General features: G+C 63.9%; 25 protein-coding genes. 13 read left to right on the top strand and 12 right to left on the bottom strand.

Annotation, left to right across the window (positions count from 1 at the left end; translation table 11 throughout):
- Positions 1-64: 64 nt before the first annotated feature.
- The 5 genes from rluB to N7650_RS25495 all read right to left on the bottom strand — a co-directional run bounded on the left by rluB (position 65) and on the right by N7650_RS25495 (position 4414).
- A complete protein-coding gene (gene rluB, locus N7650_RS25515; protein WP_279900542.1) occupies positions 65-1126 on the bottom strand; it encodes a 23S rRNA pseudouridine(2605) synthase RluB in 1062 nt (353 codons plus the stop codon).
- A gap of 150 nt (positions 1127-1276) precedes the next feature.
- Positions 1277-2065 (bottom strand): SMC-Scp complex subunit ScpB, encoded by a 789-nt coding sequence (gene scpB, locus N7650_RS25510; protein ID WP_279900540.1) that lies wholly within the window; start codon positions 2063-2065, stop codon positions 1277-1279.
- A 15-nt stretch (positions 2066-2080) separates the two neighbouring features.
- Positions 2081-2779 carry a ScpA family protein gene (locus N7650_RS25505; RefSeq protein ID WP_205884583.1) on the bottom strand — a complete coding sequence of 233 codons (699 nt, stop codon included), beginning with the start codon at positions 2777-2779 and terminating at the stop codon, positions 2081-2083.
- A 128-nt stretch (positions 2780-2907) separates the two neighbouring features.
- Positions 2908-3537 carry an L-threonylcarbamoyladenylate synthase gene (locus N7650_RS25500; protein ID WP_009405114.1) on the bottom strand — a complete coding sequence of 210 codons (630 nt, stop codon included), beginning with the start codon at positions 3535-3537 and terminating at the stop codon, positions 2908-2910.
- 13 nt (positions 3538-3550) lie between these two features.
- Positions 3551-4414, bottom strand: a complete 864-nt coding sequence (locus N7650_RS25495) for a PHP domain-containing protein (protein WP_009405115.1) — start codon at positions 4412-4414, stop codon at positions 3551-3553.
- Between the two features lie 67 nt (positions 4415-4481).
- Here N7650_RS25495 and N7650_RS25490 point away from each other — a divergent pair, with 67 nt between their 5' ends.
- The 6 genes from N7650_RS25490 (at position 4482) to N7650_RS25465 (ending at position 8540) form a co-directional block, all read left to right on the top strand.
- Complete coding sequence (locus tag N7650_RS25490) at positions 4482-5078, top strand: septation protein A (RefSeq protein ID WP_279900538.1); 597 nt, start codon at positions 4482-4484, stop codon at positions 5076-5078.
- 1 nt (position 5079) lies between these two features.
- On the top strand, positions 5080-5379 hold the full coding sequence (locus N7650_RS25485) for a YciI family protein (RefSeq protein ID WP_009405117.1): 300 nt from the start codon (positions 5080-5082) through the stop codon (positions 5377-5379).
- Positions 5380-5502: 123 nt separating this feature from the next.
- The gene (locus N7650_RS25480) at positions 5503-5895 is read left to right on the top strand and encodes a hypothetical protein (RefSeq protein ID WP_037061779.1); all 393 of its coding nucleotides are present in this window, start codon (positions 5503-5505) and stop codon (positions 5893-5895) included.
- Positions 5896-5902: 7 nt separating this feature from the next.
- A complete protein-coding gene (locus N7650_RS25475) occupies positions 5903-6580 on the top strand; it encodes a response regulator transcription factor (protein ID WP_009405119.1) in 678 nt (225 codons plus the stop codon).
- Between the two features lie 126 nt (positions 6581-6706).
- Complete coding sequence (locus N7650_RS25470) at positions 6707-7144, top strand: LTXXQ domain protein (protein ID WP_279900534.1); 438 nt, start codon at positions 6707-6709, stop codon at positions 7142-7144.
- Between the two features lie 61 nt (positions 7145-7205).
- Complete coding sequence (locus N7650_RS25465; protein WP_037061781.1) at positions 7206-8540, top strand: HAMP domain-containing sensor histidine kinase; 1335 nt, start codon at positions 7206-7208, stop codon at positions 8538-8540.
- Between the two features lie 96 nt (positions 8541-8636).
- On the opposite strand, the gene N7650_RS25460 is transcribed toward N7650_RS25465, so the two are convergent.
- A complete protein-coding gene (locus N7650_RS25460) occupies positions 8637-9191 on the bottom strand; it encodes an NAD(P)H nitroreductase (RefSeq protein WP_279900533.1) in 555 nt (184 codons plus the stop codon).
- A gap of 131 nt (positions 9192-9322) precedes the next feature.
- On the opposite strand from N7650_RS25460, the gene N7650_RS25455 reads away from it, so the two are divergent.
- On the top strand, positions 9323-10777 hold the full coding sequence (locus N7650_RS25455) for a TrkH family potassium uptake protein (protein WP_009405123.1): 1455 nt from the start codon (positions 9323-9325) through the stop codon (positions 10775-10777).
- On the opposite strand, the gene N7650_RS25450 is transcribed toward N7650_RS25455, so the two are convergent.
- Entirely contained in the window at positions 10734-11813 is a 1080-nt protein-coding gene (locus N7650_RS25450; protein WP_279900532.1) for an AraC family transcriptional regulator, read from the bottom strand. The genes N7650_RS25455 and N7650_RS25450 overlap by 44 nt on opposite strands.
- Positions 11814-11958: 145 nt before the next feature.
- Here N7650_RS25450 and N7650_RS25445 point away from each other — a divergent pair, with 145 nt between their 5' ends.
- Positions 11959-12270: a DUF962 domain-containing protein gene (locus N7650_RS25445; protein ID WP_009405125.1), complete on the top strand. Its 312-nt coding sequence runs from the start codon at positions 11959-11961 to the stop codon at positions 12268-12270.
- Positions 12271-12377: 107 nt separating this feature from the next.
- Here the strand turns inward: N7650_RS25445 and N7650_RS25440 are convergent, their stop codons facing one another.
- Positions 12378-13199 carry a UDP-2,3-diacylglucosamine diphosphatase gene (locus N7650_RS25440; RefSeq protein WP_279900531.1) on the bottom strand — a complete coding sequence of 274 codons (822 nt, stop codon included), beginning with the start codon at positions 13197-13199 and terminating at the stop codon, positions 12378-12380.
- Positions 13200-13331: 132 nt separating this feature from the next.
- Here N7650_RS25440 and N7650_RS25435 point away from each other — a divergent pair, with 132 nt between their 5' ends.
- Together N7650_RS25435 and N7650_RS25430 are read left to right on the top strand one after the other, a co-directional pair.
- A complete protein-coding gene (locus tag N7650_RS25435; RefSeq protein WP_279900530.1) occupies positions 13332-14096 on the top strand; it encodes an AraC family transcriptional regulator in 765 nt (254 codons plus the stop codon).
- 78 nt (positions 14097-14174) lie between these two features.
- Positions 14175-15056: a DMT family transporter gene (locus tag N7650_RS25430; RefSeq protein ID WP_279900528.1), complete on the top strand. Its 882-nt coding sequence runs from the start codon at positions 14175-14177 to the stop codon at positions 15054-15056.
- Here N7650_RS25430 and N7650_RS25425 read toward each other — a convergent pair.
- Positions 15053-15334 carry a SelT/SelW/SelH family protein gene (locus N7650_RS25425; RefSeq protein ID WP_064301950.1) on the bottom strand — a complete coding sequence of 94 codons (282 nt, stop codon included), beginning with the start codon at positions 15332-15334 and terminating at the stop codon, positions 15053-15055. The two genes, N7650_RS25430 and N7650_RS25425, sit on opposite strands and share 4 nt — an antisense overlap.
- 68 nt (positions 15335-15402) lie before the next feature.
- Between N7650_RS25425 and N7650_RS25420 the strand changes: the two genes are divergently transcribed.
- Positions 15403-17592, top strand: a complete 2190-nt coding sequence (locus tag N7650_RS25420) for a patatin-like phospholipase family protein (RefSeq protein ID WP_009405133.1) — start codon at positions 15403-15405, stop codon at positions 17590-17592.
- Positions 17593-17688: 96 nt separating this feature from the next.
- Here N7650_RS25420 and N7650_RS25415 read toward each other — a convergent pair whose 3' ends face one another.
- Together N7650_RS25415 and recQ are read right to left on the bottom strand one after the other, a co-directional pair.
- Positions 17689-18129 (bottom strand): MarR family transcriptional regulator, encoded by a 441-nt coding sequence (locus tag N7650_RS25415; RefSeq protein ID WP_009405134.1) that lies wholly within the window; start codon positions 18127-18129, stop codon positions 17689-17691.
- A 114-nt stretch (positions 18130-18243) separates the two neighbouring features.
- Positions 18244-20379 carry a DNA helicase RecQ gene (recQ, locus tag N7650_RS25410; protein ID WP_279900526.1) on the bottom strand — a complete coding sequence of 712 codons (2136 nt, stop codon included), beginning with the start codon at positions 20377-20379 and terminating at the stop codon, positions 18244-18246.
- A gap of 242 nt (positions 20380-20621) precedes the next feature.
- Between recQ and N7650_RS25405 the strand changes: the two genes are divergently transcribed.
- Both N7650_RS25405 and N7650_RS25400 read left to right on the top strand, forming a co-directional pair.
- The gene (locus tag N7650_RS25405; protein ID WP_009405136.1) at positions 20622-21209 is read left to right on the top strand and encodes a YecA family protein; all 588 of its coding nucleotides are present in this window, start codon (positions 20622-20624) and stop codon (positions 21207-21209) included.
- A 4-nt stretch (positions 21210-21213) separates the two neighbouring features.
- On the top strand, positions 21214-21585 hold the full coding sequence (locus N7650_RS25400; protein ID WP_279900524.1) for a YbaN family protein: 372 nt from the start codon (positions 21214-21216) through the stop codon (positions 21583-21585).
- A gap of 93 nt (positions 21586-21678) precedes the next feature.
- On the opposite strand, the gene N7650_RS25395 is transcribed toward N7650_RS25400, so the two are convergent.
- On the bottom strand, positions 21679-26618 hold a 4940-nt coding region (locus N7650_RS25395; protein ID WP_279900522.1), incomplete at its 5' end, for a VCBS domain-containing protein.

The raw sequence follows: 26618 nt of genomic DNA, 5'->3' as shown, positions 1-26618 counted from the left end.
ACACCACAAGACCTTTTGGCACAAAAAAGCCAACCCGAAGGTTGGCTCTTTTCACATGAAGCCCTTACTCGGACCGCGGCTTGCCGCGACCGGTCCCCGGCCCGGAACGCTTCGGCGCCGCCGCCGGCTTGCGCCGTACATCGCTCGGACGCTCGGCCACGGTGGTACGGCCCTTGCGCCCGCCCTCTTCACGCGGCTGACGCGCCGGACGCTCACCCGCAGGCGCTCCGTCCTTGGCCGGACGCAGGGTGCGCACACGCTCGCCACGGCCCACCGGCTTGCTGGATTTACGCTGCATGCGCTCCAGCTTGTCCTTGGTCTTGGCATTCATCGCCGGCATCGCTACCGGGGTCAGGCCCACTTCCGCCGCCAGGATGTCGATCTCGCCCTGGCTCATTTCGCGCCAGCGGCCCATTGGCAGGTCGGAGTTGAGGAACACCGGGCCGAAACGCACGCGCTTCAGGCGGCTGACCACCAGGCCCTGGGATTCCCACAGGCGACGCACCTCACGGTTGCGGCCTTCCATCACCACGCAGTGATACCAGTGGTTGAAGCCCTCACCGCCGGGCGCCACCTGGATGTCGGTGAAACGCGCCGGACCGTCTTCCAGCACCACGCCTTCTTTCAGGCGGGCAATCATGTCGTCGTCGACTTCACCCCGCACACGCACGGCGTATTCGCGGTCCATCTCGAAGGACGGGTGCATCAGGCGGTTGGCCAGCTCACCGTCGGTGGTGAACAGCAGCAAGCCGGTGGTGTTGATGTCGAGGCGGCCGACGTTGATCCAGCGGCCCTCTTTAGGGCGCGGCAGGCGGTCGAACACGGTAGGGCGGCCTTCCGGGTCGTCGCGGGTGCAGATCTCGCCGTCGGGCTTGTTGTACATGATCACGCGACGCACGGACTCCGCGCTTTCTTCGCGCTTGATCAGGCGGCCGTCGACGGAAATCGCGTCGTGCAGGTCGACACGCTGGCCGAGGGTCGCGACCACGCCGTTGACCTTGATCCGGCCTTCGCCGATCCAGGCCTCGACATCGCGGCGCGAGCCGACGCCAATGCGTGCGAGTACTTTTTGCAGTTTTTCCCCGGCCGGACGTGGCGGGCTGTCTTGCAGGTCTTGTTCACTCATCTGGGCACCTCCCGGTGTAAAAAGTCGAATCTGGGTTCCTGGTGCAGCGAGCACCAAAAAGGCCGCGAATCATACGCTGATCGCGGCGCAAACGCATCAGAGAGTAGACCGATATCGCGTTGCACGCCGGGCTTTGCGCCCGGCGGCGGTTCAATTCCTCGGTTCTTCAGGCTCGGCCTCGGCCGGCTGCTCTTGGTCGCCGGCTTGCGGGAGATCGCGCAGCAGGTCGTCGAAGTCGGTTTTCAACCCTTCCTCCATGGCGTCCAGCTCCACCAGCAGCGAGCGGAAACTGGTTTCCTCCGCCGGCGGCTGCTCGTCCGGGTCGGCGCTGGCGTCAGCGAGCGCCTGCAGATGGGCCGGAACCGGTAGATCGTCGAGGTCGACCGGCGGCATGGGCGACGGCTCCATCTCGCGCAGCTCGGCCAGCGGTGGCAGTTCGTCGAGGCTTTTCAGGTTGAAGTGGTCGAGAAAGGCCTTGGTGGTGGCGAACATCGCCGGGCGCCCGGGCACTTCGCGGTAGCCGACGATGCGCACCCACTCGCGCTCAAGCAGGGTCTTGATGATGTTGCTGTTGACCGCCACGCCGCGCACATCTTCGATCTCGCCACGGGTGATGGGCTGGCGGTAGGCGATCAGTGCCAGGGTTTCCAGCAAGGCGCGGGAATAGCGCTGCGGACGTTCTTCCCACAGGCGGCCGACCCAGGGCGCGTAGTCTTCGCGGATCTGCAGGCGATAACCGGAGGCCACTTCCTTGAGTTCGAAGGCCCGGCCTTCGCAGGACTCGCGCAGCAGCTCCAGGGCCTGCTTGAACACTTCGGGCTCGGGACGCTCGGCTTCTTCGAACAGCTCGAACAGGCGATCCAGGGATTGCGCCTTGCCGGAAGCCAGCAGGAACGCTTCCAGCAATGGCGCCAGGTCGTGGGGGTCAGTCAGGTTCATTGGGATGCTCGTGGATTACTCTGCCCGGGCCCGGACATGGATCGGCGCAAAGGGCTCATTCTGCACCAGTTCGACCAATTGTTCCTTGACCAGCTCGAGAATCGCCATGAAGGTCACCACTACGCCAAGCTTGCCCTCCTCGGCCTTGAACAGCTCGCCGAAGGCAACGAAGCCGGCGCCGCGCAGGCGCTCCAGCACTTCGCTCATGCGTTCGCGGGTGGACAGCGCCTCGCGGCTGACCTGATGGCTTTCAAACAGGTCGCTGCGCCGCAGCACCTCGGCCATGGACATCAGCACTTCCTCGATGATCACATCAGGCAGCAGCTTGCGCGCCTTGGCCTGCGGGGCTTCCAGTTGCGGCACCAGCACATCGCGCCCTACCCGCGCGAGCTGGTCGATATCCTCGGCAGCGGCCTTGAAACGCTCGTACTCCTGCAGGCGGCGGATCAGTTCGGCACGAGGATCGTCCTCTTCCTCCTCGGCGGTCTCGGCCCGTGGCAGCAACATGCGCGACTTGATCTCGGCGAGCATGGCCGCCATCACCAGGTATTCGGCGGCCAGCTCAAGGCGCACGGTCTTCATCAGCTCGACGTAGCCCATGTACTGGCGGGTGATTTCCGCCACCGGGATATCGAGGATATCCACGTTCTGCTTGCGTATCAGGTAGAGCAGCAGGTCCAGCGGGCCCTCGAAGGCTTCGAGGAAGACCTCCAGGGCATCCGGCGGGATGTACAGGTCCACCGGCATTTCGGTCAGGGCCTGGCCATAGACCATCACCAGCGGCAGTTCCTGCTGGGCGCCAGCCTGGGGATCCAGCGGCGCCTCGACGGTTTCGACCGCGCTCACGCTTCGACCATGAACGGGGTCGGGTCGCCGCAGCCGACCCGCACCACTTCAGGCTCGCCGTCGGCCAGGTTGATCACCGTGGAAGCCTTGAGGTCGCCGTAGCCGCCGTCGATGATGAGGTCGACGTGATGTTCGAGGCGCTGACGCATCTCGTAGGGGTCGGTCATCACTTCCTCATCACCGGGCAGGATCAGGCTCACGCTCATCAGCGGCTCGCCCAGTTCCTCCAGCAACGCGAGGGTGATTGGATGCCTGGGTACGCGCAGACCGATGGTCCGGCGCTTCTCGTGCAGGAGCAGGCGCGGCACTTCGCGGGTGCCGTTGAGGATGAAGGTGTACGGGCCCGGCACATGGGCCTTGAGCAGGCGAAACAGCCCGGTATCGATTTTGGCGAACAGCCCCATTTGCGACAGGTCGCAGCAGATCAGGGTGAAGTTGTGGTTTTTGTCCAGCTGGCGCAGGCGGCGCACCCGGTCGATGGCGCCCTTGTCGCCGATCTGGCAACCCATGGCATAGGACGAGTCGGTGGGAAATACCACCACCCCGCCCTTGCGGATGATCTCCACCGCCTGCTTGATCAGGCGCGGCTGTGGATTCTCCGGGTGTATCTGGAAAAATTGACTCACGTTGTCTTCCTGTTCAGGCGTCCGCGGATGGCTGCTCATGTTTGAATCGACGCCACAGAGGTGGCAGATCCTCCGGCAAGGGCCGGTAGACACCGATTTCCGACCAGGTGCCCGGGCCATGGAAGTCGCTGCCGGCACTGGCCAGCAGACCGAACTCGCGGGTCAGGATGGACAAGGTGCCGACCTGTTCCGCCGGCTGCATACCGTTGACCACCTCCAGAGCCTGGCCCCCCGCTTGAATATAGTCGGCAATCAGGCGGCGGCGCTTGCTGCGGGTAAGATCGTAATGCATCGGATGGGCCAGGCTGACCCAGGCTCCGGACTGGCGCAGGGTCTCGACGGTGTCGTCGAGGGTCGGCCAGTGCAGCTTGACGTCCCCCAGCTTGCCGGCACCGAGCCATTTGCGGAAGGCCTCGGCGCGGTCCTTGACATGCCCGGCGCTGACCAGGAAATCGGCGAAATGCGGACGGGCCGGCGCGTTGCCGCTGTCGCCCAGGGCCTGCTGGAGCGCCCGCGCGCCTTCCAGCGCACCGGGCATGCCCTTGGCCGCAAGGCGCCGGGAGATCTCTTCGGCACGCAGCCAGCGGCCGCGGTGCAACGACTCCACCGCCTCGAGCAAGGGCGGCGCGTCCAGCGGGAAGCCGTAGCCCAGCACATGGATGGTGATGCCCGACCAGGTGCACGACAACTCGACCCCGCTGACCCACTGCATGCCGCGCTCGTGCATGGCCTGGCGGGCTTCGGGCTGGCCTTCGAGGGTGTCATGGTCGGTGAGCGCCATCACCCGCACACCCTGCTCGTAAGCGCGTGCGACCAGTTCGGTGGGGGTCAGCGAGCCGTCCGACGCGGTGCTGTGGCAGTGCAGATCAACATTCATGGGGTGACGCTTTTCCTCTCATTGAGGTTTGTTATTATGCCGGGACATCCCGCTCCTGGCTGCCACTGTGAAACAATTCATCGATTTCATCCCGCTGTTGCTGTTTTTCATCGTCTACAAGACCGAACCGCGACTGGTCGAGTTCGCCGGCCAGCACTTCGAGCTGGGGGGTATCTACAGCGCCACGGCCGTGCTGATCATCAGCTCGCTGGTGGTCTACGGCGCCCTGTTCATCCGCCAGCGCCGCCTGGAAAAAGGCCAGTTGCTGACCCTGGTGGCCTGCCTGGTGTTCGGCGGCCTGACCCTGGCCTTCCATAGCGAGACCTTCCTCAAGTGGAAGGCGCCGGTGGTCAACTGGCTGTTCGCCCTGGCCTTCCTCGGCAGCCACTTCATCGGTGACAAGGTGCTGATCAAGCGCATCATGGGCCACGCCCTGACCCTGCCGGAAGCCGTGTGGAACCGTCTCAACCTGGCCTGGATCGCCTTCTTCCTGTTCTGTGGCGCGGCCAACCTGTTCGTCGCCTTCACCTTCCAGGACTACTGGGTCGACTTCAAGGTCTTCGGCAGCCTGGGCATGACCGTGCTGTTCCTGGTCGCCCAGGGTATCTATCTGTCCCGACACCTGCACGACAGCGATCCCACCACTCCCAAACCCGAGGAATGACATGCTCTACGCCATCATCGCCACCGACGTCGCCAACTCCCTGGACGCCCGCCTGGCCGCGCGCCCGGCGCACCTTGAGCGCCTGCAGCAACTGAAGGCCGAGGGGCGTATCGTCCTCGCCGGCCCGCACCCGGCCATCGACAGCAACGACCCGGGCGCCGCCGGTTTCAGCGGCAGCCTGATCGTCGCCGAATTCACTTCCCTGGAAGCCGCCAAGGCCTGGGCCGAGGCCGATCCGTTCGTGGCCGCCGGTGTCTACGCCAACGTCATCGTCAAGCCGTTCAAGCAAGTCCTGCCGTGACGGGTGCGACGCGCCGCCTGGCGGCGGTGCGTCGTCGACGCTTTAAATCTTCCCTGTTGCTCATTATTCTCATCGCCCTGCCGACAACGTCCTGAACATTCGTCTTGAATTACAGGAGTCATGATGCGTCAAGGTCCGTTGTCCCTGCTGCTGTGCCTGTCATTGCTGAGCCCGCTCGCCCAGGCCGAAGAATCCACGCCGCTGTCACTGAGTGCCGGCAGCCAGATCACCGAATTGCAGCAGCGCCTGCAGGACAGCGAACGCCAGCGCGAGGCCCTGGCCCAGCAACTGCACAGCGCCGACAACGAACGCGAAAGTGCCCAGCTGGCACGCCTGCGCCAGGAAAACCAGCGCCTGAAGCTGGCGCTCAAGGAAGCCCAGGCCAGCATCGCCCCGCGCCTGCTGACCGAACAGCAGCAATGGTTCGTGACCGGCGGCGCAGTGGCCCTGATCGCCGTGCTTTGCGGTATCTTTGCCAGCGGCAGCCACAGACGGCGCAAGCAATGGTTGAACTGAGTAAGACATGAGCGAACTGCTACTGATTGACGATGACCAGGAACTCTGCGAACTGCTCGTCCACTGGCTGGGCCAGGAGGGCTTCCAGGTCCGCGCCTGCCACGACGGCCTGAGCGCACGCAAGGCCCTGGCCGAACAGGCCCCCGCTGCCGTCGTGCTGGACGTCATGCTGCCCGACGGCAGCGGCCTCGAATTGCTCAAGCAGTTGCGCAGCGAGCACGCCGAGCTGCCGGTGCTGATGCTGTCTGCTCGCGGCGAGCCGCTGGACCGCATCCTCGGCCTCGAACTCGGCGCCGATGACTACCTGGCCAAGCCCTGCGACCCACGGGAACTCACCGCCCGCCTGCGCGCCGTGCTGCGCCGCAGCCATGCCCCGGCGACCCCGACCCAGGTGGAACTCGGCGACCTGAGCTTCAGCCCCGCCCGTGGCGTGGTCGAGATCGACCAACGCGAGCAGACCCTGACCCTTTCCGAAAGCCGCATCCTCGAAGCCCTGCTGCGCCAGCCCGGCGAGCCGCTGGACAAGCAGGAACTGGCGCAGATCGCCCTGGGGCGCAAGCTTACCCTGTACGACCGCAGCCTGGACATGCATGTCAGCAACCTGCGCAAGAAGATCGGCCCGCATGCCGACGGACGCCCGCGCATCGTCGCCCTGCGCAGCCGGGGCTACTACTACAGCTTGTGATGGCTATGTCAGCAGCAAGGCTCGTCCTCTTTACCCAGGCTTTACCGTCACCTGACCGCCGCTGACCTTGATCTCCATAAACTGGCCACATCCGGTAACGACCGGCCTTCAGAAAGGAGATACACCATGCGCAAGACCCTTATCGCCCTGATGTTCGCTGCCGCCCTGCCGACCGTCGCCATGGCCATGCCGGACGCCGGCCCAGGCCCGGGCCCTGACCACGGCCCACGCTTCGGCGAACATCACCGCGGTGGCGACCCGCTTGCCAGGCTGGACCTGAGCCACGAACAGCGCCAGCAGATCGGCAAGCTGATGGGCCAGGAAATGAAAGACCGCCGCGACGTCACCCGGAAATACCTGGACAAGCTGCCCGCTGCTGAGCAGAAAGCCATGAAAGACGAGCTCAAGGCCAAGCAGGACAAGACCCAGGCCGATATCCGCGCCCTGCTCAAGCCTGAACAGCAAAAGCAGTTCGACGAGATGAAGAAAAAACGTGAGGAACGCCGTGCCGAATGGCAGGAGTTCCAGGCCTGGAAAGCCGAACATGGCAAAAAGGCCCAATAATCCATGAACCCCGCCCGGCCTGCGCAAGCAGGCCGGGCTTTTCCTGTTCGAGGGACTGCCCTTGCGTTCATTGTTCTGGCGTATCCTGGCCAGCTTCTGGCTGGCCATCGCCCTGGTTGCCGGCCTGTCGATCCTGCTCGGGCACATCCTCAACCAGGACGCCTGGATCCTCAGCCGCCACCCCGGCCTCAATACCCTGGCGCAGAACTGGACCCAGCGCTACGAAACCCAGGGCCCGGAAGCGGCCCAGCAGTACCTGGAGCAACGCAAGCGGCGCTACCACATCGACACCCAGGTGCTCAACGAAGCCGGTGACTCGGTGGTGCCAGGCACCTTCCCGCGGCGGGCTGCGGTGTTCGAAGCGCGCCAGGGCAACGATCATCGTCCCCTGCCCTGGCGCCGCCTGACCGAGGAGTACACCAGCGCCAGCAGCGGCGAAACCTACCTGCTGATCTACCGCATACCGCATCCGGAGCTTGACGCCTGGCACCGCGACAGCTTGATCTGGCCGTTCAGCGCCCTTGGCATCGCACTGGTGGTCCTGACCCTGTTCAGCCTGCTGGTGACCCTGTCCATCACCCGTCCGCTCAGCCGCCTGCGCAGCGCGGTGCATGACCTTGGCCAGACCACCTACCAGCAGAACAGCCTGGCCCGCCTGGCCGCGCGCCGGGACGAATTCGGCGTGCTGGCCAACGACTTCAACCGCATGGGCTCGCGCTTGCAGAGCCTGATCGGTAGCCAGCGCCAGTTGTTGCGCGACGTTTCCCATGAACTGCGCTCGCCCCTGGCCCGCCTGCGTATCGCCCTGGCGCTGGCCGAACGTGCCGAGCCGCAGCAGCGTGATACCTACTGGCCGCGCCTGACCCGCGAATGCGACCGCCTGGAGGCCCTGATCAGCGAGATCCTCGTGCTCGCCCGGGTCGATGCCGAGCAGGCACACGCCGAACCGGTGGACATCAATGCGGTGGTCAATGGCGTATGCAAGGACGCGCAACTGAGTGCGCCGGAGCAGTTGATCGAACTGCGGGAAACCCCGGGCTTGAGCCTGCACGGCTGGCCGACCCTGGTGGAGCGGGCGCTGGACAACCTGCTGCGCAATGCACTGCGCTTCAATCCTGAAGGCCAACCGATCGAAGTGACGGCCGGGCGCGACGGTGACAGGATCATGCTCAGCGTGCGTGATCACGGGCCCGGGGTGGCGGCGGAGCACCTGGAGCAGTTGGGCGAGCCATTCTTCCGCGCGCCGGGGCAGACGGCGGCAGGGCATGGGCTAGGGCTGGCGATCGCGCGCAAGGCGGCGGAGCGGCATGGCGGGGTGTTGCAACTGGGCAATCATCCGCAGGGTGGGTTTGTGGCTACCTTGGTGCTCCCGGTCCACGGGAGTGTCAGTGCTTGATGGGTTGAGGCTGATGGCGCTATCGCTGGCAAGCCAGCTCCCACAGGGATCGCCGCTGGCTTGCCAGAGGTGAGGCTACCAGCCCCACTGAAGATCTCAGCCCCAGGCGCTGACGAAATCCTCGGTCTTGAGCACCGGCGCCGTGCGCGGCTCACCGATCGGCGTGCCCAGGTACAGGAAGCCGATCAGCTCCTCTCCCGCTTCCAGCCCCAGCCCCTTGGCGACATGCGCCGAGTAGGCCAGCTCGCCGGTGCGCCATACTGCGCCGATACCCTGGGCATGGGCTGCCAGCAGGATCCCGTGGGCCGCGCAGCCCGCCGCCAGTACCTGCTCCGACGCCGGTACCTTGGGGTGTTCGCGGGTCCGGGCAATCACCAGCACCAGCAAGGGGGCGCGCAGCGGCATGGCCCGGGCCTTGTCCAGCGCGGCCTGTTCGGCATCGCCCTTCTGCGCTACCGCTTCGGCGAACAGCTCGCCCAGACGGTTGCGCCCTTCCCCTTCGACGGTGATGAAGCGCCATGGCCGCAATTGCCCGTGGTCCGGCGCACGCAAGGCCGCCTGGAACAGCCCCTCGCGCTGCGCCGCATTGGGCGCGGGTTCGGTCAGGCGCGGAACGGAAACACGGTTGAGCAAAGCGTCGAGAGCCTCCATCGGCTACCCTCCAGTGGAAAAATGAGCGGCCATTCTAGGGTGCTCTTAGGCAAAGCGCACAGCGCCGTTTACTTAAAAGGGGCCGCAGGTAGAATGGCGCCCTTCCGTTTCGAGTCAGGGCTGAGTACATGGTGGCGTTGCCGACCTTAAGGATCATCGGTTTCATTATCGGCATCTTCCTGATCACCCTGGCGATCAGCATGACGGTCCCCATGGCCACGCTGATCATCTTCGAGCGCACCGGCGACATGCCGTCGTTCCTGTGGTCGAGCCTGATCACCTTCGTCGCCGGCCTGGCCCTGGTCCTGCCGGGGCGCCCGGAGCACGTGCACCTGCGCCCGCGGGACATGTACCTGCTGACCGTCAGCAGCTGGCTGGTGGTGTGCATCTTCGCCGCCCTGCCGTTCCTGCTGACCCAGCACATCAGCTATACCGACGCCTTCTTCGAAAGCATGTCGGGGATCACCGCCACCGGCTCCACGGTGCTCAGCGGCCTGGACAACATGTCGCCCGGCATCCTCATGTGGCGCTCGCTGTTGCACTGGCTCGGCGGCATCGGCTTCATCGGCATGGCGGTAGCGATCCTGCCGCTGCTGCGCATCGGTGGCATGCGCCTGTTCCAGACCGAATCCTCGGACCGCTCGGAAAAGGTCATGCCGCGCTCGCACATGGTGGCCAAGTACATCGTGCTGGTGTACGTCGGCATCACCATCTTCGGCAGCCTGGCCTTCTGGTGGGCGGGAATGAGCCCGTTCGATGCGATCAACCATGCCATGTCGGCGATCTCGACCGGCGGTTTCTCCACCTCGGACATGTCCCTGGCGAAATGGGACCAGCCGGCGGTGCACTGGGTCGCGGTGGTGGTGATGATCTCCGGCAGCGTGCCCTTCACCCTGTACGTCGCCACCCTGCGCGGCAACCGCAGGGCGCTGATCCGCGACCAGCAGGTCCAGGGCCTGCTGCTCCTGCTGGTAGTGACCTGGATCGTGCTCGGCACCTGGTACTGGGCGACCACCAAGCTGCACTGGCTGGATGCCTTCCGCCATGTCGCCCTGAACGTCACCTCGGTCGTCACCACCACCGGTTTCGCCTTGGGCGACTACAGCCTGTGGGGCAACTTCTCGCTGATGCTGTTCTTCTACCTGGGCTTCATCGGCGGCTGCTCGGGATCCACTGCCGGGGGCATCAAGATCTTCCGCTTCCAGGTCGCGTATATCCTGCTCAAGGCTTCGCTCAACCAGCTGATCCACCCGCGCGCGGTGATCAAGCAGAAATACAACGGTCACCGCCTCGATGAAGAAATCGTGCGCTCGATCCTGACCTTCTCGTTCTTCTTCGCCATCACCATCTGCGTGATCGCCCTGCTCCTGTCGCTGCTCGGCGTCGACTGGATGACTGCCTTGACCGGCGCGGCGAGCACCGTATCCGGCGTTGGCCCGGGGCTGGGCGAGACCATCGGCCCGGCGGGCAACTTCGCCACCTTGCCGGACGCGGCCAAGTGGATCCTGGCGGGCGGCATGCTGCTTGGCCGCCTGGAGATCATTACCGTATTTGTTCTCTGTATGCCGGCGTTCTGGCGGCACTGACAGCGTCCGCTTCCGCGTCGTCGTGGCTCAGGCCATGGCGACGGGCGCGATACTCGCCGGGAGTGAGGCCGAACCAGCGACGAAATGCGCGGAAGAAGTTGCTCGGGTCGGCGAAGCCCAGCAGATAGGCGGTTTCCAGCAAGGTCATGCCCGGCTGGGAGAGGTACTGCTCGGCCAGTTCGCGGCGGGTGTCGTCGAGCAGCGCCTGGAAGCTGGTGCCCTCTTCCTGCAAGCGTCGCTGCAAGGTGCGCTGGGACAGGTGCAGCGCCTGGGCCACCAGCTCGCGCTTGGGCTCACCCTGGGGCAATACGCGACACAGCACCTGCCGCGCCTGGTGGGTCACCCGGCTTTCCGAGAAACGCGCCAGATACTCCCCGGCAAACCGGTCGTGCAACACCGCCATCGCCTCGTTGGCGGTAGGCAACGGGGATTGCAGGTCGGACGGCTCGAAGATCAGCGCATCGTAGGGTGCGCTGAACACCAGCGGCGAGTGGAAAGCGATCCGGTAGGGCTCGATATCCTCGGGCTGCGGGCCCTGGATCAGCACCCGGCGCGGCTGGATGGTACGCCCGCTGAGCCAGCTGCACAGGGCCAGCGCGCAGGCCAGGGATGCTTCGGAACTGTGCCGGGTCGGTGGCAGGTGATCACCATGCACGGTGAGAATCAGGGCATGCCCCTCCGGGCCGAGCTGCAGGCTCAGGTCGGAGCTTTCGGCGATGATCCGCTGGTAGCGCACCAGGCGCTCGAAGCCTTCGGCCAGGGTGCGGCTGGACATCAGTGCATAACCCACCACATGGAAGGATGCCGGGCGCACCACCCTGGCCATGTTCAGGCCGATGGCGCGGTTGCCGGAAAGCTCCTCGGCGAGCAGCCAGAGGCGGGTCATGGAGTCCTGGGTGAAGCGCGCATCCGGGTCGCTCAGCGCGGCAAAGTCCAGGCCAAGCTTGTGGAACAGGGCCGGGCAGTCCAGCCCTTCGAGCTCGAGAGCCTTGACAATACCCGAGGCCCAGCTTGCTGAGGTGGTTCGCTCGTTCATTGGCTGGCTCTGGTTTGGGATAAGACGCAAGGATACTAAAGTGGCGCTTATTGTCACTTGCCGATACAGCAATTGACTCTAGACTGGGTTCAGGCTCCACGCCGTACCCGTTGAAAATCGACAAGAACAAGGAGGCATCAGCCCCGTGGAAAGCCCCCGCCGATTCGACAATTTCGCACAATTCTACCCCTACTACCTGAACGAACACGCCAACCCCGCCTGCCGTCGCCTGCACTTCATTGGTACCACGCTGGTCATCGCCCTGCTTGCCTACACGATCGGCAGCGGCACCTGGTTGCTGCTGCTGGCAGTGCCGTTCGCCGGGTACGGCTTCGCCTGGATCGGGCACTTCTTCTTCGAAAAGAACCGGCCCGCGACCTTTCAGCATCCGTTCTATAGCCTGCTGGGGGATTTCGTGATGTATCGGGACATGTTGCGCGGGAAAGTGAGTTTCTGAGGCTGGTTCAGGAATTTGCTTTGCTCTTCAGGGCCTCATCGCTGGCAAGCCAGCTCCCACAGGAATCGCGTAACCTGTGGGAGCTGGCTTGCCAGCGATGAGGCCCCTCAGCCTTGCACGGATTCGGCCACCCTGGCGGCTTCCTCCTCCGCCATCCGCACCTGATCCTCGGCCAGCCGATACAACTCGATGGTCCCGTCCCAGTGCTCGATCAGCGCCGTGCACGATTCCACCCAGTCCCCGCAATTGAGGTAGTCCACCTCCCCCACCTTACGGATCTCGGCATGGTGGATATGCCCGCAGACCACACCGTGGAAGCCCTGCTTCACGCATTCATGGGCGATGGCTTCTTCAAAATCGCTGATGAAGTTCACCGCCGTCTTGACCTTGTGCTTCAGGTACGCCGACAGCGACCAATAGCCATAGCCGTAGCGCGCCCGCCAATGATTGAGCCAACGATTCAGGGTCAGGGTGAATTCGTAGGCCGAATCACCGAGGAACGCCAGCCAGCGGTGGTAGCGGGTGATTACGTCGAACTGGTCGCCATGGATCACCAACAGGCGGCGCCCATCGGCTGTCAGATGCTCGGCCTGGTCCACCAGGTGGATATTGCCGAGGATCAGCCTGGAGTAGCGACGCAGGAACTCGTCATGGTTACCGGTGACATAGATCACCTCGGTGCCGCGCTTGCTCATGGTCAGCAACCGGCGGATCACATTGGTATGTGCCTGCGGCCAGTACATGCCGCCGCGCAGTTTCCAGCCATCGATGATATCGCCGACCAGGTAGATGCGGTCGGCGTGGTAGCGCTTGAGAAACTGCGACAGGTGCTCGGCCTGACAATCCCGCGTGCCCAGGTGCACGTCGGAAATCCACAGGGTGCGGACACGCCGCTTGCGCGTGGGCTTGAGAAACGCGGCACTGTTCATGGGCGAGGCTCCGGCTGACTTTGGTCGACCTTGCCAGCCAGCGGTTAATCCGACATGACAGCCATGCGGCAGTCCCATGACAGCCGCCGGGGCGTACAATGCCACCTTTCGCCCAGCCGGACACCACGCCAGATGAGCAACGGCCCGATTCTTTCCCTGCGCCATTACCGCGACGACCTGATCGCCCATGCCCATGACCACCCGCAACTGGTGTTCGGCCTCGGCGGTCGCCTGGATTTCGAGGTGGACGGCCGTGGTGGACGGGTCGAGCGCCAGGACTTGATGGTGATTCCCGCAGGCGCCCACCACACCTGCGGCAGCCCTGTCGGCAGCCATTGCCTGGTGCTGGATGTGCCGGCGGAAAACTGGCTGGCGCAGAGCCTCGGCGAGCGCAGCAGTGCCTGCCAACGCCTGCTGGACCGCCCTGGCCCGCTGCTGCTGGACAGCCGCCAGCAGCAACTGGTGGACTGGCTGGCACACAGCCCGATGGACGATCCACTGATCACCCGCCAGGGCGCGGTACTGCTGCTGGCCAGCCTGAATCCGGGAAATAGCCCGCTGCCGCCTTCGCGGGAGCTGCCCTACGCGTCCTTCGACGCGCATATCGAGCAATACGCCGCCTATCCCCTGCAAGTCGCCGACCTGGCCCGCCTCGCCGGCCTGTCCAGCGCTCGCCTGCACGCGCGGTTCATGGCCGAGCGCGGTATCACGCCGATGGATTACATCCGCCAGCGCCGCCTGCTACGCGGCCGCCAGTTGCTGCAAGGCAGCAGCCTGCCCATCGGCGAGATCGCCAGCCGGGTCGGCTACAGTTCCCAGAGCGCCTTCGCCGCCGCCATGCTCAAGGCCTTCGGTCGCAGCCCCGGCGCATTGCGCCGCGAGTCCGGCGACAACTGACGCGAGTCCGGCGACAGACAGCCCCGCTGTAGGCGCCGTAGACTGGCAGTGTCGATACCGGACCCCGCAAGGACTTCCATGAACCACCGCACTGCCCTCGGCGCCCTGCATATCGGCGCGCTGTTCTTTGGCCTGACTGGCGTTTTCGGCAAGCTGGCCAGCGCCTCGCCGTCGATCATCGTTTTCGGTCGCGCCGCCTTTGCGGTACTCGCCCTGGGCCTGTTCGCCCGCCTCGCCGGGCCGGGCTGGAAAGCGCTGCAAGCACAGGACTGGCGTCGCCTCGGGCTAGGCGGCGTGTTGCTGGCCGGACATTGGGTGAGCTTCTTCATTTCGGTGAAAGTCGGCGGCGTGGCCATCGCCACCCTCGGCTTCGCCAGCTTCCCGGCCTTTACCGTGATCCTCGAAGGGCTGCTGTTCCGCGAGCGGATCCGCGGCAACGAGTTGCTGCTAGTGGCGCTGGTGACCGTCGGCCTGATCCTGGTAACACCGGAGTTCAACCTGGCCAGCAAGGCCACCGGCGGCCTGCTCTGGTCGCTGCTGTCCGGCCTGCTGTTCTCACTGCTGTCGCTGACCAACCGTGCCGGCTCCGGACGGATTCCAGCAGTGCAGGCGGCAATGTGCCAGAACCTGGTGGTTGCCCTGTGCCTGCTGCCTTTCGCCGCGCCCGGCCTGGGCCAGGTGCCGGCCCTGGACTGGCTGTGGATCGGCCTGCTCGGGGTGTTCTGCACCGGCGTCGCCCATAGCCTGTTCGTCGCTGCCCTCGGCGTGATCAAGGCGCGCACCGCCGCCGTGGTGTTCGCCATGGAGCCGATCTACGGCATCGCCGTGGCCTGGATGCTGTTCGCCGAAACGCCCACGCCGCGCATGCTGCTGGGCGGCGTGCTGATCATCTTCGCCATCGTCGTTTCCAGCCGACTGGCGGCCAGTGGCGGATCAACAAAGGTGGCTGCGGAGCATTAGCGATCGTTGTGGCCCAGGTCGCGTTGCGGGTCGATCCGGTCACGCACACGCTGCTTAAGCACCTTGGCCTCGGGGAAGCCGCCATCGGCCTTGCGCTCCCAGATCTGCACACCGTCGCAGGTAATGCGGAAAGTGCCGCCGGTGGCCGGCTCCAAGGCCACACGGGCAAGGTCGTCGCTGAAAGTGCTGAGCAGTTCCTGGGCCAACCAGGCGGCGCGCAGCAGCCATTGGCACTGGGTGCAGTAGGTGATGACGATCTCGGGCTTGGAGGTGCTCACGGTGACGGTCTCAAAGGAAAGTAAGTGGCGCTTATACTAGCGGTTTGCCCTTGGCTTCGAGAATCGCGATGCGCTGCCTGCTGCTGTTTTTGCTTTTCCTGCTCCCGTCCCTGCATCTGGTCGCCGCCGAAACTGCCCGGCCCAAGGTCGGCCTGGTGCTGTCCGGTGGCGCAGCCCGCGGGCTGGCGCATATCGGCGTGCTCAAGGCCCTGGAGGAACAGGGGGTGAAGATCGATGCCATCGCCGGCACCAGCATGGGCGCGGTGATCGGCGGGTTGTATGCCTCCGGCTACAAAGTCGAGGAGCTGGAAAAGCTGGCGCGCAGCATCGACTGGCAGCAGGCACTGTCCGACGCCCCGCCGCGCAAGGACGTTCCGTTCCGGCGCAAGCAGGACGACCGCGACTTTCTGGTGAAACAGAAGCTCAGCTTTCGCGACGACGGCAGCCTCGGCCTGCCGCTGGGCGTGATCCAGGGTCAGAACCTCGCCTTGCTGCTGGAAAGCCTGCTGGCCCATACCAGCGATACCCGTGACTTCGACAAGCTGCCGATTCCCTTCCGCGCCGTAGCCACCGATATCGCCAGCGGCGAAAAGGTAGTGTTCAGCCGCGGCCACCTGCCCCAGGTGATTCGCGCCAGCATGTCGATTCCGGCGGTGTTCGCCCCGGTGGAGCTGGATGGCCGGCTGCTGGTGGATGGCGGCATGGTCGACAACATCCCCCTGGATATCGTGCGGCAGATGGGGGTGGACGTGGCGATCGTCGTCGATATCGGCACCCCGCTGCGCAACCGCAAGCAATTGGGCACAGTGGTGGACGTGCTCAACCAGTCCATCACCCTGATGACCCGGCGCAACTCCGAGGAACAACTGGCGGCTCTGCACCGCGATGACATCCTGATCCAGCCGTCGCTGGCCAGCATCAGCGCCACCGACTTCGGCCGCGCCGAGGAAATGATGGACGCCGGCTACCGGGCCACACGGATCCTCGACAATCGCTTTGCCGCCCTGCGTCCACCCGAAGGCAGCGGTATCGAGCTGGCAGTAGCGCGCTCGCCGGACCAGCGCACGCCGATCATCACCGCGATCAAGGTGGAAAACGACTCCAAGGTCAGCGATGACGTGGTTCGCTACTACATCCGCCAGACCATCGGCCAGCCGCTGGACCTGGGGCGCCTGCAGACCGACATGGGCACCCTCTACGGCCTGGATTACTTCGACCGGGTGCAGTACCGGGTGGTGCACAAGGGCAAGGACAACACCCTGGTGATCACCGCCCGCGGACGGCGCGGCGGTACCGATTACCTGCGCCTGGGACTCAACCTGTCCGACGACATGCGCGGTGACAGTGCCTTCAACCTCGGCGCCAGCTATCGGGTCAACGGCATCAACCAGCTCGGCGCCGAATGGCTGACCCGGGCGCAGATAGGTGATGTGCAGGAGCTGTACAGCGAGTTCTACCAGCCGATGGACGTAGGTTCGCGGTACTTCGTCGCGCCGTTCCTGGAGCTGGGCTCGCAGAATATCGAGGCGACGCTGGACAACGATCCGATCGCCGAATACCGCCTGGAACGCTACGGATTCGGTCTCAATGTCGGTCGGCAGATCGGCACCAGCGGCGAGGTCCGCCTGGGGGTAGGCCAGGCCTGGGGCCAGGCGAAAGTGCGGGTCGGCGACCAGGACCTGCCGGAGATCAACTTCAACGAGGGCTACTACGACCTCAAGTACTCGTTCGACACCCTGGACAATGTCTACTTTCCCCACAGCGGGGAAGACATCCGCCTGACCCTGCGCCAGTTCGAGCCCGCACTGGGGTCGGACCAGCGCTATCGGCAGTGGGATCTGAAGCTGGACAAGGCCTTGAGCAGCGGACCGGATACCTGGGTACTGGGCGGTCGCTATGGCCGTACCCTGGATGATGCCGACGTAGTGGTGTCGAGCATGGTCATGGGCGGGGCGCGGCAGCTCTCGGGCTTCCGGCAGAATTCGCTGTCGGGGCAAAACCTCAGCCTGATGCGCATGGTGTACTACCGCCGGCTGACCCCGCGGGCCTATCTGCCGCTTGATTTCCCGTTGTACCTGGGCGGATCGCTCGAGCGCGGGCGGGTGTGGAACAACGACAACGAATTCGACAGCGGCTATATCAACGCGGCGAGCATCTTCCTCGGCTTCGACACACCGCTGGGGCCGCTGAGCTTCAGCTATGGGTTCAATACCGAGGATGAGAAGGCGGTGTATCTGAATCTGGGGCAAACATTCTAGGGCCTCATCGCTGGCAAGCCAGCTCCCACAGTGTCCGCGGCGCCGCTGAACCCTGTGGGAGCTGGCTTGCCAGCGATAGGGCCCTCAAGAGCACAATCAAACCTTGGACTTGTCCAGGTTCGCCAGGATCCGCGTATGCACCCGCATGCACACCGCCAGGTCCTCTTCATCGACACCGGTGAACAACTCCACGCGCAGGGCATTGGCGATGGTTTCGATCTGGTCGATCAACGGCTTGGCCGGAGGGCACAGGACGATCTTCTTGGCCCGCCGGTCTTCCAGCACCGCATGGCGCTTGACCAGCCCCTGGGCTTCCAGGCTATCGAGCAATCGGGCCAGGGTCGGGCCTTCGACGCCCACGCTCTGGGCCAGTTCACGCTGGGTCGGGGCTTCGTCGAAACGGGCAAGGTGCAGCAGCACCAGCCAGCGCGCCTGGGACAGGTTCAGGCCCGCCAGGCGGCGGTCCAGCTCGGCGCGCCAGCCTCGGGACATGTGGGCAAGCTGCATCCCGAAGCGGTGTTGATCGGTCAATGGCATGGAAAACTCATGGTCAGAACTAATTATTAGTCAGCTAACCATGGCCTTTGCGCTTAGGCAAGGTTCATCTTGACGACGATCTTGACCAAACGTAAGAAATAGTGACAACCCTCGCTACATCTCGAATTCGGCCGCCAGGGCGGCACGCACGCAGTAGAGCACCCCGTCCGGTACCCGCGAACCGAACAGCGGCTGGATTTCGGATACCGGCGGCAGTTCGCCTTCACCATCGAGGAAGGCGTCCTGCACTTCCATCATCAGGTCTTCGGGCAGGTCCAGGGCCTGCTCCAGCGACAGCTCCTGACGGCCAATCGCCTCGGCCAGCAGGCTGTAGACGTTCTTCTCGCTGCATTTCAGTTGCCCGGCAATCTGCGCAGGCGTCATGCCAGCGCGGGCCAGGCTGACCAGCTCGTGGCGCAGGTCGGTGACCACAGGTGGCGTTTCGGCCTCGCCAGCAAGTACCTCGAGGAAGGCCTCGCCGTAGCGTTCCAGCTTGCGTGCACCGACGCCGCTGACCCGCGCCATCTCGGCCAGGGTGGTGGGCTGGCTGCGGAGCATCTCCAGCAGGGTCGAGTCGGGGAAGATGACGTAGGGCGGCACGCCGTGCTCCTCGGCCAGCTTGCGCCGTAGGGTACGCAGCGCTTCCCATTGCTCGCGCTCGTCACCACGCACCAGTTGGCTGGCCGGACTACCACCGCTGCTGCTGCCCTTGCTGGTGGTCTGCGGCTTGAGGTCACGGCGCAGTTCCAGGGTCACTTCGCCGCGCAACAGCGGACGGCAGGTATCGGACAGGCGCAGGCCGCCATAACCGTCCAGGTCTACATCCACCAGGCCGCGGGCCACCATCTGGCGGAACAGCGAGCGCCATTCGCCTTCGGCGCGGCCTTTGCCGACGCCATACACAGAAAGTTTTTCGTGACCGAAGTTGCGGACCTTCTCGTTGTCCTTGCCCAGCAGCACATCCACCAGATGACCAACGCCATAGCGCTGGCCGGTACGGTAGATCGCCGAGAGGGCCTGGCGTGCCGGCTCGGTGGCATCCCAGGTCTGCACGCCATCGACACAGTTGTCGCAGTGACCGCAGGGGTTGGGCAGTTCTTCATCGAAGTAGCGCAACAACGCCTGACGACGGCAACGGGTTTCCTCGCACAGCGCGAGCATGGCATCGAGCTTGTGCTGCTCCACGCGCTTGTGCCGCTCGTCGCCTTCGGAGTTCTGCAACATCTGCTTGAGCATCACCATGTCCTGCAGGCCGTAGGCCATCCAGGCGTCGGCAGGCAGGCCGTCGCGACCGGCGCGACCGGTTTCCTGGTAATAGGCTTCCAGCGACTTGGGCAGGTCGAGGTGGGCGACGAAGCGCACGTTGGGCTTGTCGATGCCCATGCCGAAGGCGATGGTCGCGACCATGATCAGCCCTTCCTCGTTGAGGAAGCGACGCTGGTTGGCGGCACGGGTCTCGGCAGGCAGGCCGGCATGATAGGGCAGCGCCGGGAAGCCTTCGCCGCACAGGAACGCGGCGACTTCGTCGACCTTCTTGCGCGACAGGCAATACACGATGCCGGCATTGCCGCGACGCTCGCCGAGGAACGCCAGCAACTGCTTGCGCGGCTGCTCCTTGGGCACGATGCGATAAAAGATGTTGGGTCGGTCGAAACTGGAAAGGAACCGCTCGGCATTCTGCAGATGCAGGCGGTTGACGATCTCTTCGCGGGTGCGCATGTCCGCGGTAGCGGTCAGGGCGATGCGCGGCACATTCGGGAAGAGCTCGGCCAACTGGCCAAGTTGCAGGTACTCGGGACGGAAATCGTGACCCCATTGCGAAACGCAGTGGGCCTCGTCGATGGCGAACAGGGCGATGTCCAGATCGCGGAGGAAATCCAGCATGCGTGGCTGGACCAGGCGCTCCGGTGCGAGATACAGCATCTTCAGCTCGCCGCGACGAATGCGTCCGGCCAGCTCGCGCTGCTGTTCCGGGCTCATGGTCGAGTTCAGGGACGCGGCAGCGACCCCTAGCTCGTCGAGGGTCGCGACCTGGTCCTCCATCAGCGCGATCAGCGGCGATACCACCACCGCCAGGCCATTGCGCAGCAGCGCCGGAACCTGGAAGCACAGGGACTTGCCGCCGCCGGTAGGCATCAGCACCAGCGCATCGCCACCCTTGGCCACGCACTCGATGATCGCCCCCTGGCGACCGCGGAAGCTGTCGTAGCCGAAGATATCGCGCAGAACGCGCTGAGCCTGTTCGAGCATAACCACTCCAAAATCGTGAACCCATCCTGGCCATACAGGCTGGATCAAAACCCTTCGCCTCTCACGGAAAAAAACGCAAGCAGCTTTTACCGGGCAAATTCCGCACCTGGCGGAAAAAAGCCGAGAGTATACCCGAGCCCCTGCCTGCGCAGGGCGACCGCGCGATAGAGCGTCATCCTTTGCCTTGCGAGGCCCGCACAATGCTAGAATTCAACATTGTTCCATTTTCAAGGTAGCCCCTAATGTCCTTCGCTGAGCAATTGACCCGCCTGCAAGTCTTCCTCGACGCCGACGAGCTGCATGAAGAGGCGTTGGACTACGTTGCCGCCCACGGCTACCTGACCGCGCTATCGATCTGCGCCGAAGAAGTGCCAGAGCGGGAATGGATCGACGCCCTGTTCTCCGAGGAGCCCCACTACGCCAGCGACGCCCAGCGCGCCGAGATCGAAGCCACCCTGGTCCAGCTCAAGGGCCATATCGCCCGCCAATTGGCCAGCGACGAGGAATTCGAACTGCCATGCGACCTCGACCTTGGCGACGAGCCGGACGATTCCGACCTGCGCGGTTGGTGCATCGGTTTCATGGAAGGCGTGTTCCTGCGCGAGGAAGCCTGGTTCGAAAGCGCCGAAGAGGAAGTCAGCGAGATGCTCCTGCCAATCATGGTCGGTTCCGGCCTGTTCGACGAGCAGCCCGAGTTCGCCGACATTGCCAGTGATGCGAACCTGATGGACGACATGATCGTGCAGATCCCCGAAGCACTGACCGCCCTGTACCTGCTGTGCCACGCGCCAGACGAAAAACCGGCCCTGCTCAAACCGCGCCACCACTGATTCCGTGGTGGTGCGCTACCTGCTGCTGGCCACTGGCTGGCTCAGCGTCGCGTTGGGGGTGATTGGCATTTTCCTTCCGGTGTTGCCAACCACCCCTTTTCTATTGCTCGCGGCAGCCTGTTTTGCCCGCAGTTCCCCGCGCTTTCATGACTGGCTGGTGTATCACCCGCGGCTCGGGCCGTGGATTCGTGATTACCTCAGTGGCGAGGGCATTCCGCTCAAGGGCAAGGTCTACGCCATCGGCCTGATGTGGGCGAGTATCGGCCTCTCCTGCTACCTGGTGCCATCACCCTGGGCCCGGGGCTTCATGCTGACCAGTGCGGTGCTGGTTTCGATCTATATCCTCAGGCAGAAGACCCTGCGTCGGCCGGACTAGGTTGTTGTCTTGAGGGCCTCATCGCTGGCAAGCCAGCTCCCACAGGGATCCAACCTGTGGGAGCTGGCTTGCCAGCGATAGGGCCCTGAAGCCTTACACGGTATCCACCTTCAACGACTGGTCATTCAGCATCCCGTTGATTACGGTCGCCGTATCCGCCCCCGCCGCGATCATCCCGCCCGAGCCTGCCGTCACCCCGTAATGCTGGGCCAGGTCCACTCCTGCCAGGTCTATGGTCTGGGTAGCCGCCGCCCCGGCTACCGAACTGACCTCGATGGTCGACACCACACTGGCACCACTGCCGGTCACCTTGAAGTGCAGGTAATCGTCCAGTGAAGCACTGGTGGCGTTCTCCCCCTGCAGCAGTTGGGAGAGATCCAGATGATCGGTGCCAGGGGTAAAGTCGCTCACAACATCATGCCCGTTGTCGCCCAGTTGCCACTGGAAGGTATCGGCCCCCGGGCCGCCGGTCAGGGTGTCATCCCCGCGCCCGCCGATCAGCAGGTCGTCGCCACCACCGCCACTGAGCACATCGTTGCCAAGGCCGCCGCGTGACACGTTGGCGTTGCCGTCACCGGTCAGGGTGTCGTTGTAGTCCGAACCCACCAGGTTCTCGATCGATACCAGGGTATCCAGCCCGGCACCGACGGTATTCTGCTGAGCGGCGATGGACAGGTTGACCGTGACCCCGGCGGTGGCGCTGGCATAGCTGGCCGTGTCGATACCGGCGCCGCCGTCCAGCAGGTCGTTGCCGGGACCGCCGATCAGCAGGTCATTGCCATTGCCGCCATAGAGTGCATCGTTGCCGTCACCGCCGATCAACACATCGTTGCCATCGTCACCATTGAGCGTGTCATTACCGCTGCCGCCAAGCAGGGTGTCGGCATTGACGGTACCGGTGAGGATCGAGCTGTCCTGGTAGTTGATATCCACAGCCCCGGTCGCCGTGCCACCATGACCGTCGCTGACGGTATAGGTGCCGTTGTACTGCGGCGTGTTGTTGGCGGCGCCGGAATAATCGATGGTCATGGTCAACTGATAGTTTTCCGCGTTGTTGGCATTGCCTCCGCCACCGCTGTTGGTGAGATTGACCACATGGATGCTATAGACCCCGTCGTGGCTGGCGATGAAGGTTCCGCCATCGGCAATGGTCTGGTAGCTGCCGGTGGCGTCCTTCCATTCCATCAGCACATTGCCAGCCGGCCGGTCATGGTCAAGATTGAGAGATTCGCCCTGCTTGAGGGTAACGGTGATGGTGTCTTCGTCGTTGGCATTGGCCGTAGTCACCGCGCCCAGGTAGCCGCTGACAATGACCGCGGCGGTCATGGAAGAGGCTGTTCCGGTGAAGGTGCTGCGGGCGATGTCCTTCAACTGGTTCGCCGCACTGTTGTTGGTCCCGTTGAATACGACCGTAGGCGTTGTATTACCTACGGTGAAGTCCGCGCCGCGCGCCGTCCAGCCGGTATTGAAGGAAATCGGGGAAGCACTCAGTCGGTCGTTGTTGGCATCGGTGTCGTTGGCCACCAGCGCCTCGGACGGCACAGTGATAGTGGCCGACAGGATATTGGTGATGACATGGTCGGCCCCGGCCACCGGCGCGGCATTGGTGTAGACATTGACCAGCAGGGTGGCATTGCTCAGGTCACCATCGTTGTCGCTGACCACAAAGCCGATGTTTTCCACCTGGCTGCTGCCATTGTCTTTCGGCGGCGTGTAGGTGAATTCGCCGGTGTCCATGTTCACCACGATCGAACCGCCGAGTACCGTCTTCACCGTGATGCTGTTGCTCGCGGTATCGAACATGCCGCGATCGGTTCCCCCGCTGGCAGCATAGGATCCCTGGTTGGAATTACCCTTCGGATCGTAGGTATAGGTGGTGCCGTCGATCACCAGCGACTTGATGAAACCGCCGTCGGCCCCGAAGTAGCCGCCAGTCATAAGGCTGCCAGTGACCGGCGCGCCCTGCACCGTGCCGGAAAGTACCGAGTTGAGCTGGTTGAGATCGGTGACAACGGTGGAGTTGGTGTCGGTGTGGGTGCTGCCGTCATAGGCCAGTGGGTTGAGATTGCTGGTATTGACCCCACTGCCCAGGCCGATGGCGTAGGACTTGATCCCGTTGGCATCCAGGAAGTTGGTCCAGGTGGTTTCGCGGGTACCGGAGATGGCATGACCAGACGTAGGCTCGCCGTCGGAGAAGAAGTAGGTAATATTCTGCGCGCCTACGATTTTTCCTGCGGTGGCAAACGCCGCCTGGGCCGTGGTGGTGGCGGAGTCATAGTAGGTGTTGCCGCCAGCGCTCAGGCCATTGACGATGGTCTTGGCATCCGCCACCGAAACCCAGACGGAAGACGGCTGGGAGGCACCACTCGAGAAGGTGACGATCTGCACCTTCACATCACCCAGGTCGTCATATTTGTCCAGCAACTGCGCGATGGCCTGCTTGGCCAGCTGGATACGGGTCAGTCCCGGTACGCCGGAGGCATCGTTCATGCTGCCGGACACGTCGATCACCAGCAGCAGGTTGGAATCCACCTGCCCCGGAGTGACAGAACGGGTCGCGCCCACGGCCTTGGGTACGTCGTCGACGATGTTGATCTGGATGGTGCCGGTGGTGAAGTTGCCGAGCGCATCCGTCGCCTTGTAGGTGAAGGTCTCGCTCATCACATTGGCCCCATCGTTGGCACCACCCGGGGTCTTCGGCGCGGAGGTCAGGGTGTAGGTGTAGGAGCCGTTCGCCAGCAATTGGATCTGGCCGTAGGCACCCGTCGGACTGCCCAGCAGGCTGTAGGTAATGGCGCCGGAACCACCCGACACCGACCCCACCAGGGTCCCGCTTCCGGTTTCCGCGGTATTGCCGGGATCGCTGCCGATCACAGTCCCCGCCGCCAGGTCCTGGCCATCTTTCGCCAGGTCCAGTGCTTTTTCATACACCGTAATGTCCTGATCCTGGCCGGCGACCAAACCGCAGTCCTGCACATTGATGGTCAGCGTCGTGGTGCTTTCATCGCCATCGGAGTCGCGAATGGTGTAGGTGAATACATCCTGCGCCCCGGCCGGCGCCACGGAGTTCGGGTTGGCGTGATAAACCGCATTGCCTGCGGCATCCAGGGTCAAGGTCCCGTAGATGCCCGCAACGTTGGTGTTCAGCGAACCGATGGCGGCAGTCGCAGTGTTGGCGCCGGCGCGCACGCCCACCACCACATTGCTACCCGGATCGTCGGCGCCCCTGGTGTCATTCACCAGCACATTGCCATTGACCGTGCCACCCTCGATCACCGAGGCCGAGTCCGCTCGCGCCGTCGGAACGTCGTCGACGATGTTCACGTCCAGACTGCCACTGCTGGTACTGCCATCCGTATCGGTGGCAGTGACGGTGAAGCTTTCGGTCAGGTTGTTGATGCCTCCGCCCGTTGGATGGGCTTCGTTATCCAGCAAGGTGTAGCTGTAGGACACGACACCCGTACTGGCGTTGTACCCGGTGATCGTCAAGGTGTTGCCCAACAACGTCGTGGTGCTTTGCGGGAAGGTTGCTGCCACGCCACCGCTGATTACATTGATACCGCCCACACTCAGGGTTTGCAGGCCGTCCGGCGCGGTTACCGTGAAGGTGCCGGATTGCGTCAGCGCTGCTGCGTTGGGGCTGCTGCCGTCGCTCAGGTTTTTCTCGTAGACAGTTAGCTCACCACCAGACACGTCAAGACCGTTGAGGGTCACCGGATCGTTGAGGTTCTTGATGTTCAGCACCAGGTTGGCGGTGCTGGTGTCGCCATCGGCATCGCTCAGGGTGTAGGTAAAGGTCTCGGTGCCCGTACCGCCGCCGTGCAAGTTGTAGAAGTCCGGGTCTGACGGATTCAGCGTATAGGTGTAGGAACCGTCCGCCGCCAGTACCAGGGTGCCGTAGGTTCCGGTGAAGGTACCTGCGGTGATCGGCCCGGTGACACGGTCGGCGCCCTGGACATCGTTGGTCAGCACATTACCCGTCAGTACAGTTGCTGCCTCGGTAGCCACCGATGCATTGGTGTCAGCTACTGCCGTCGACACATCATCGATGATGTTCACGTCCAGGCTGCCACTGCTGGTACTGCCATCCGTATCGGTAGCAGTGACGGTGAAGCTCTCGGTCAGGTTGTTGATGCCACCGCCTGTTGGATGGGATTCGTTATCCACCAGGGTGTAGCTGTAGGAAACCACCCCGGTCGCCGGGTTGTAGCCCGTCACCGTCAACGTGTTGCCCAAAGGAGTCGTGGCTGTTTGCGGGAAAGTGGCCGCCACGCCGCCGCTGATCACGTTGATACCGCTTACGCTCAGGGTTTGTAGACCATCCGGCGCGGTTACCGTGAAGGTACCGGACTGGGTCAGGGCAGCAGCATTCGGGCTGCTGCCATCACTGAGGCTCTTCTCGTAGACCGATAGCTCGCCGCCCTCCACATCAAGACCGTTGAGGGTCACCGGATCGTTGAGGTTCTTGATGTTCAGCACCAGGTTGGCGGTGCTGATGTCGCCATCGGCATCGCTCAGGGTGTAGGTAAAGGTCTCGGTGCCCGTACCGCCGCCATGCAGGTTGTAGAAGTCCGGATCCGAAGGATTCAGCGTGTAGGTGTAGGAGCCATCTGCGGCCAGGACAAGAGTGCCGTAGGTTCCGGTGAAGGTACCTGCGGTGATCGGCCCGCTGACACGATCGGCGCCCTGGACATCATTGGTCAGGACGTTACCGGTCAGTACAGTTGCTGCCTCGGTGGCCACTGATGCATTGGTGTCAGCTACTGCCGTGGGCACATCATCGACGACATTCACGTCCAGGCTGCCACTGCTGGTACTGCCATCCGTATCGGTGGCAGTGACGGTGAAGCTCTCGGTCAGGTTGTTGATGCCACCGCCTGTTGGATGGGATTCGTTATCCACCAGGGTGTAGCTGTAGGAAACCACCCCGGTCGCCGGGTTGTAGCCCGTCACCGTCAGCGTGTTGCCCAAAGGAGTCGTGGCTGTTTGCGGGAAAGTGGCCGTCACGCCGCCGCTGATCACATTGATACCGC

It is taken from the genome of Pseudomonas sp. GD04058, assembly GCF_029836855.1.
Lineage (GTDB): Bacteria > Pseudomonadota > Gammaproteobacteria > Pseudomonadales > Pseudomonadaceae > Aquipseudomonas > Aquipseudomonas bharatica.
Note: the sequence above shows the minus strand (reverse complement) of the source record. Positions and strands in the feature narration are given on the sequence as shown.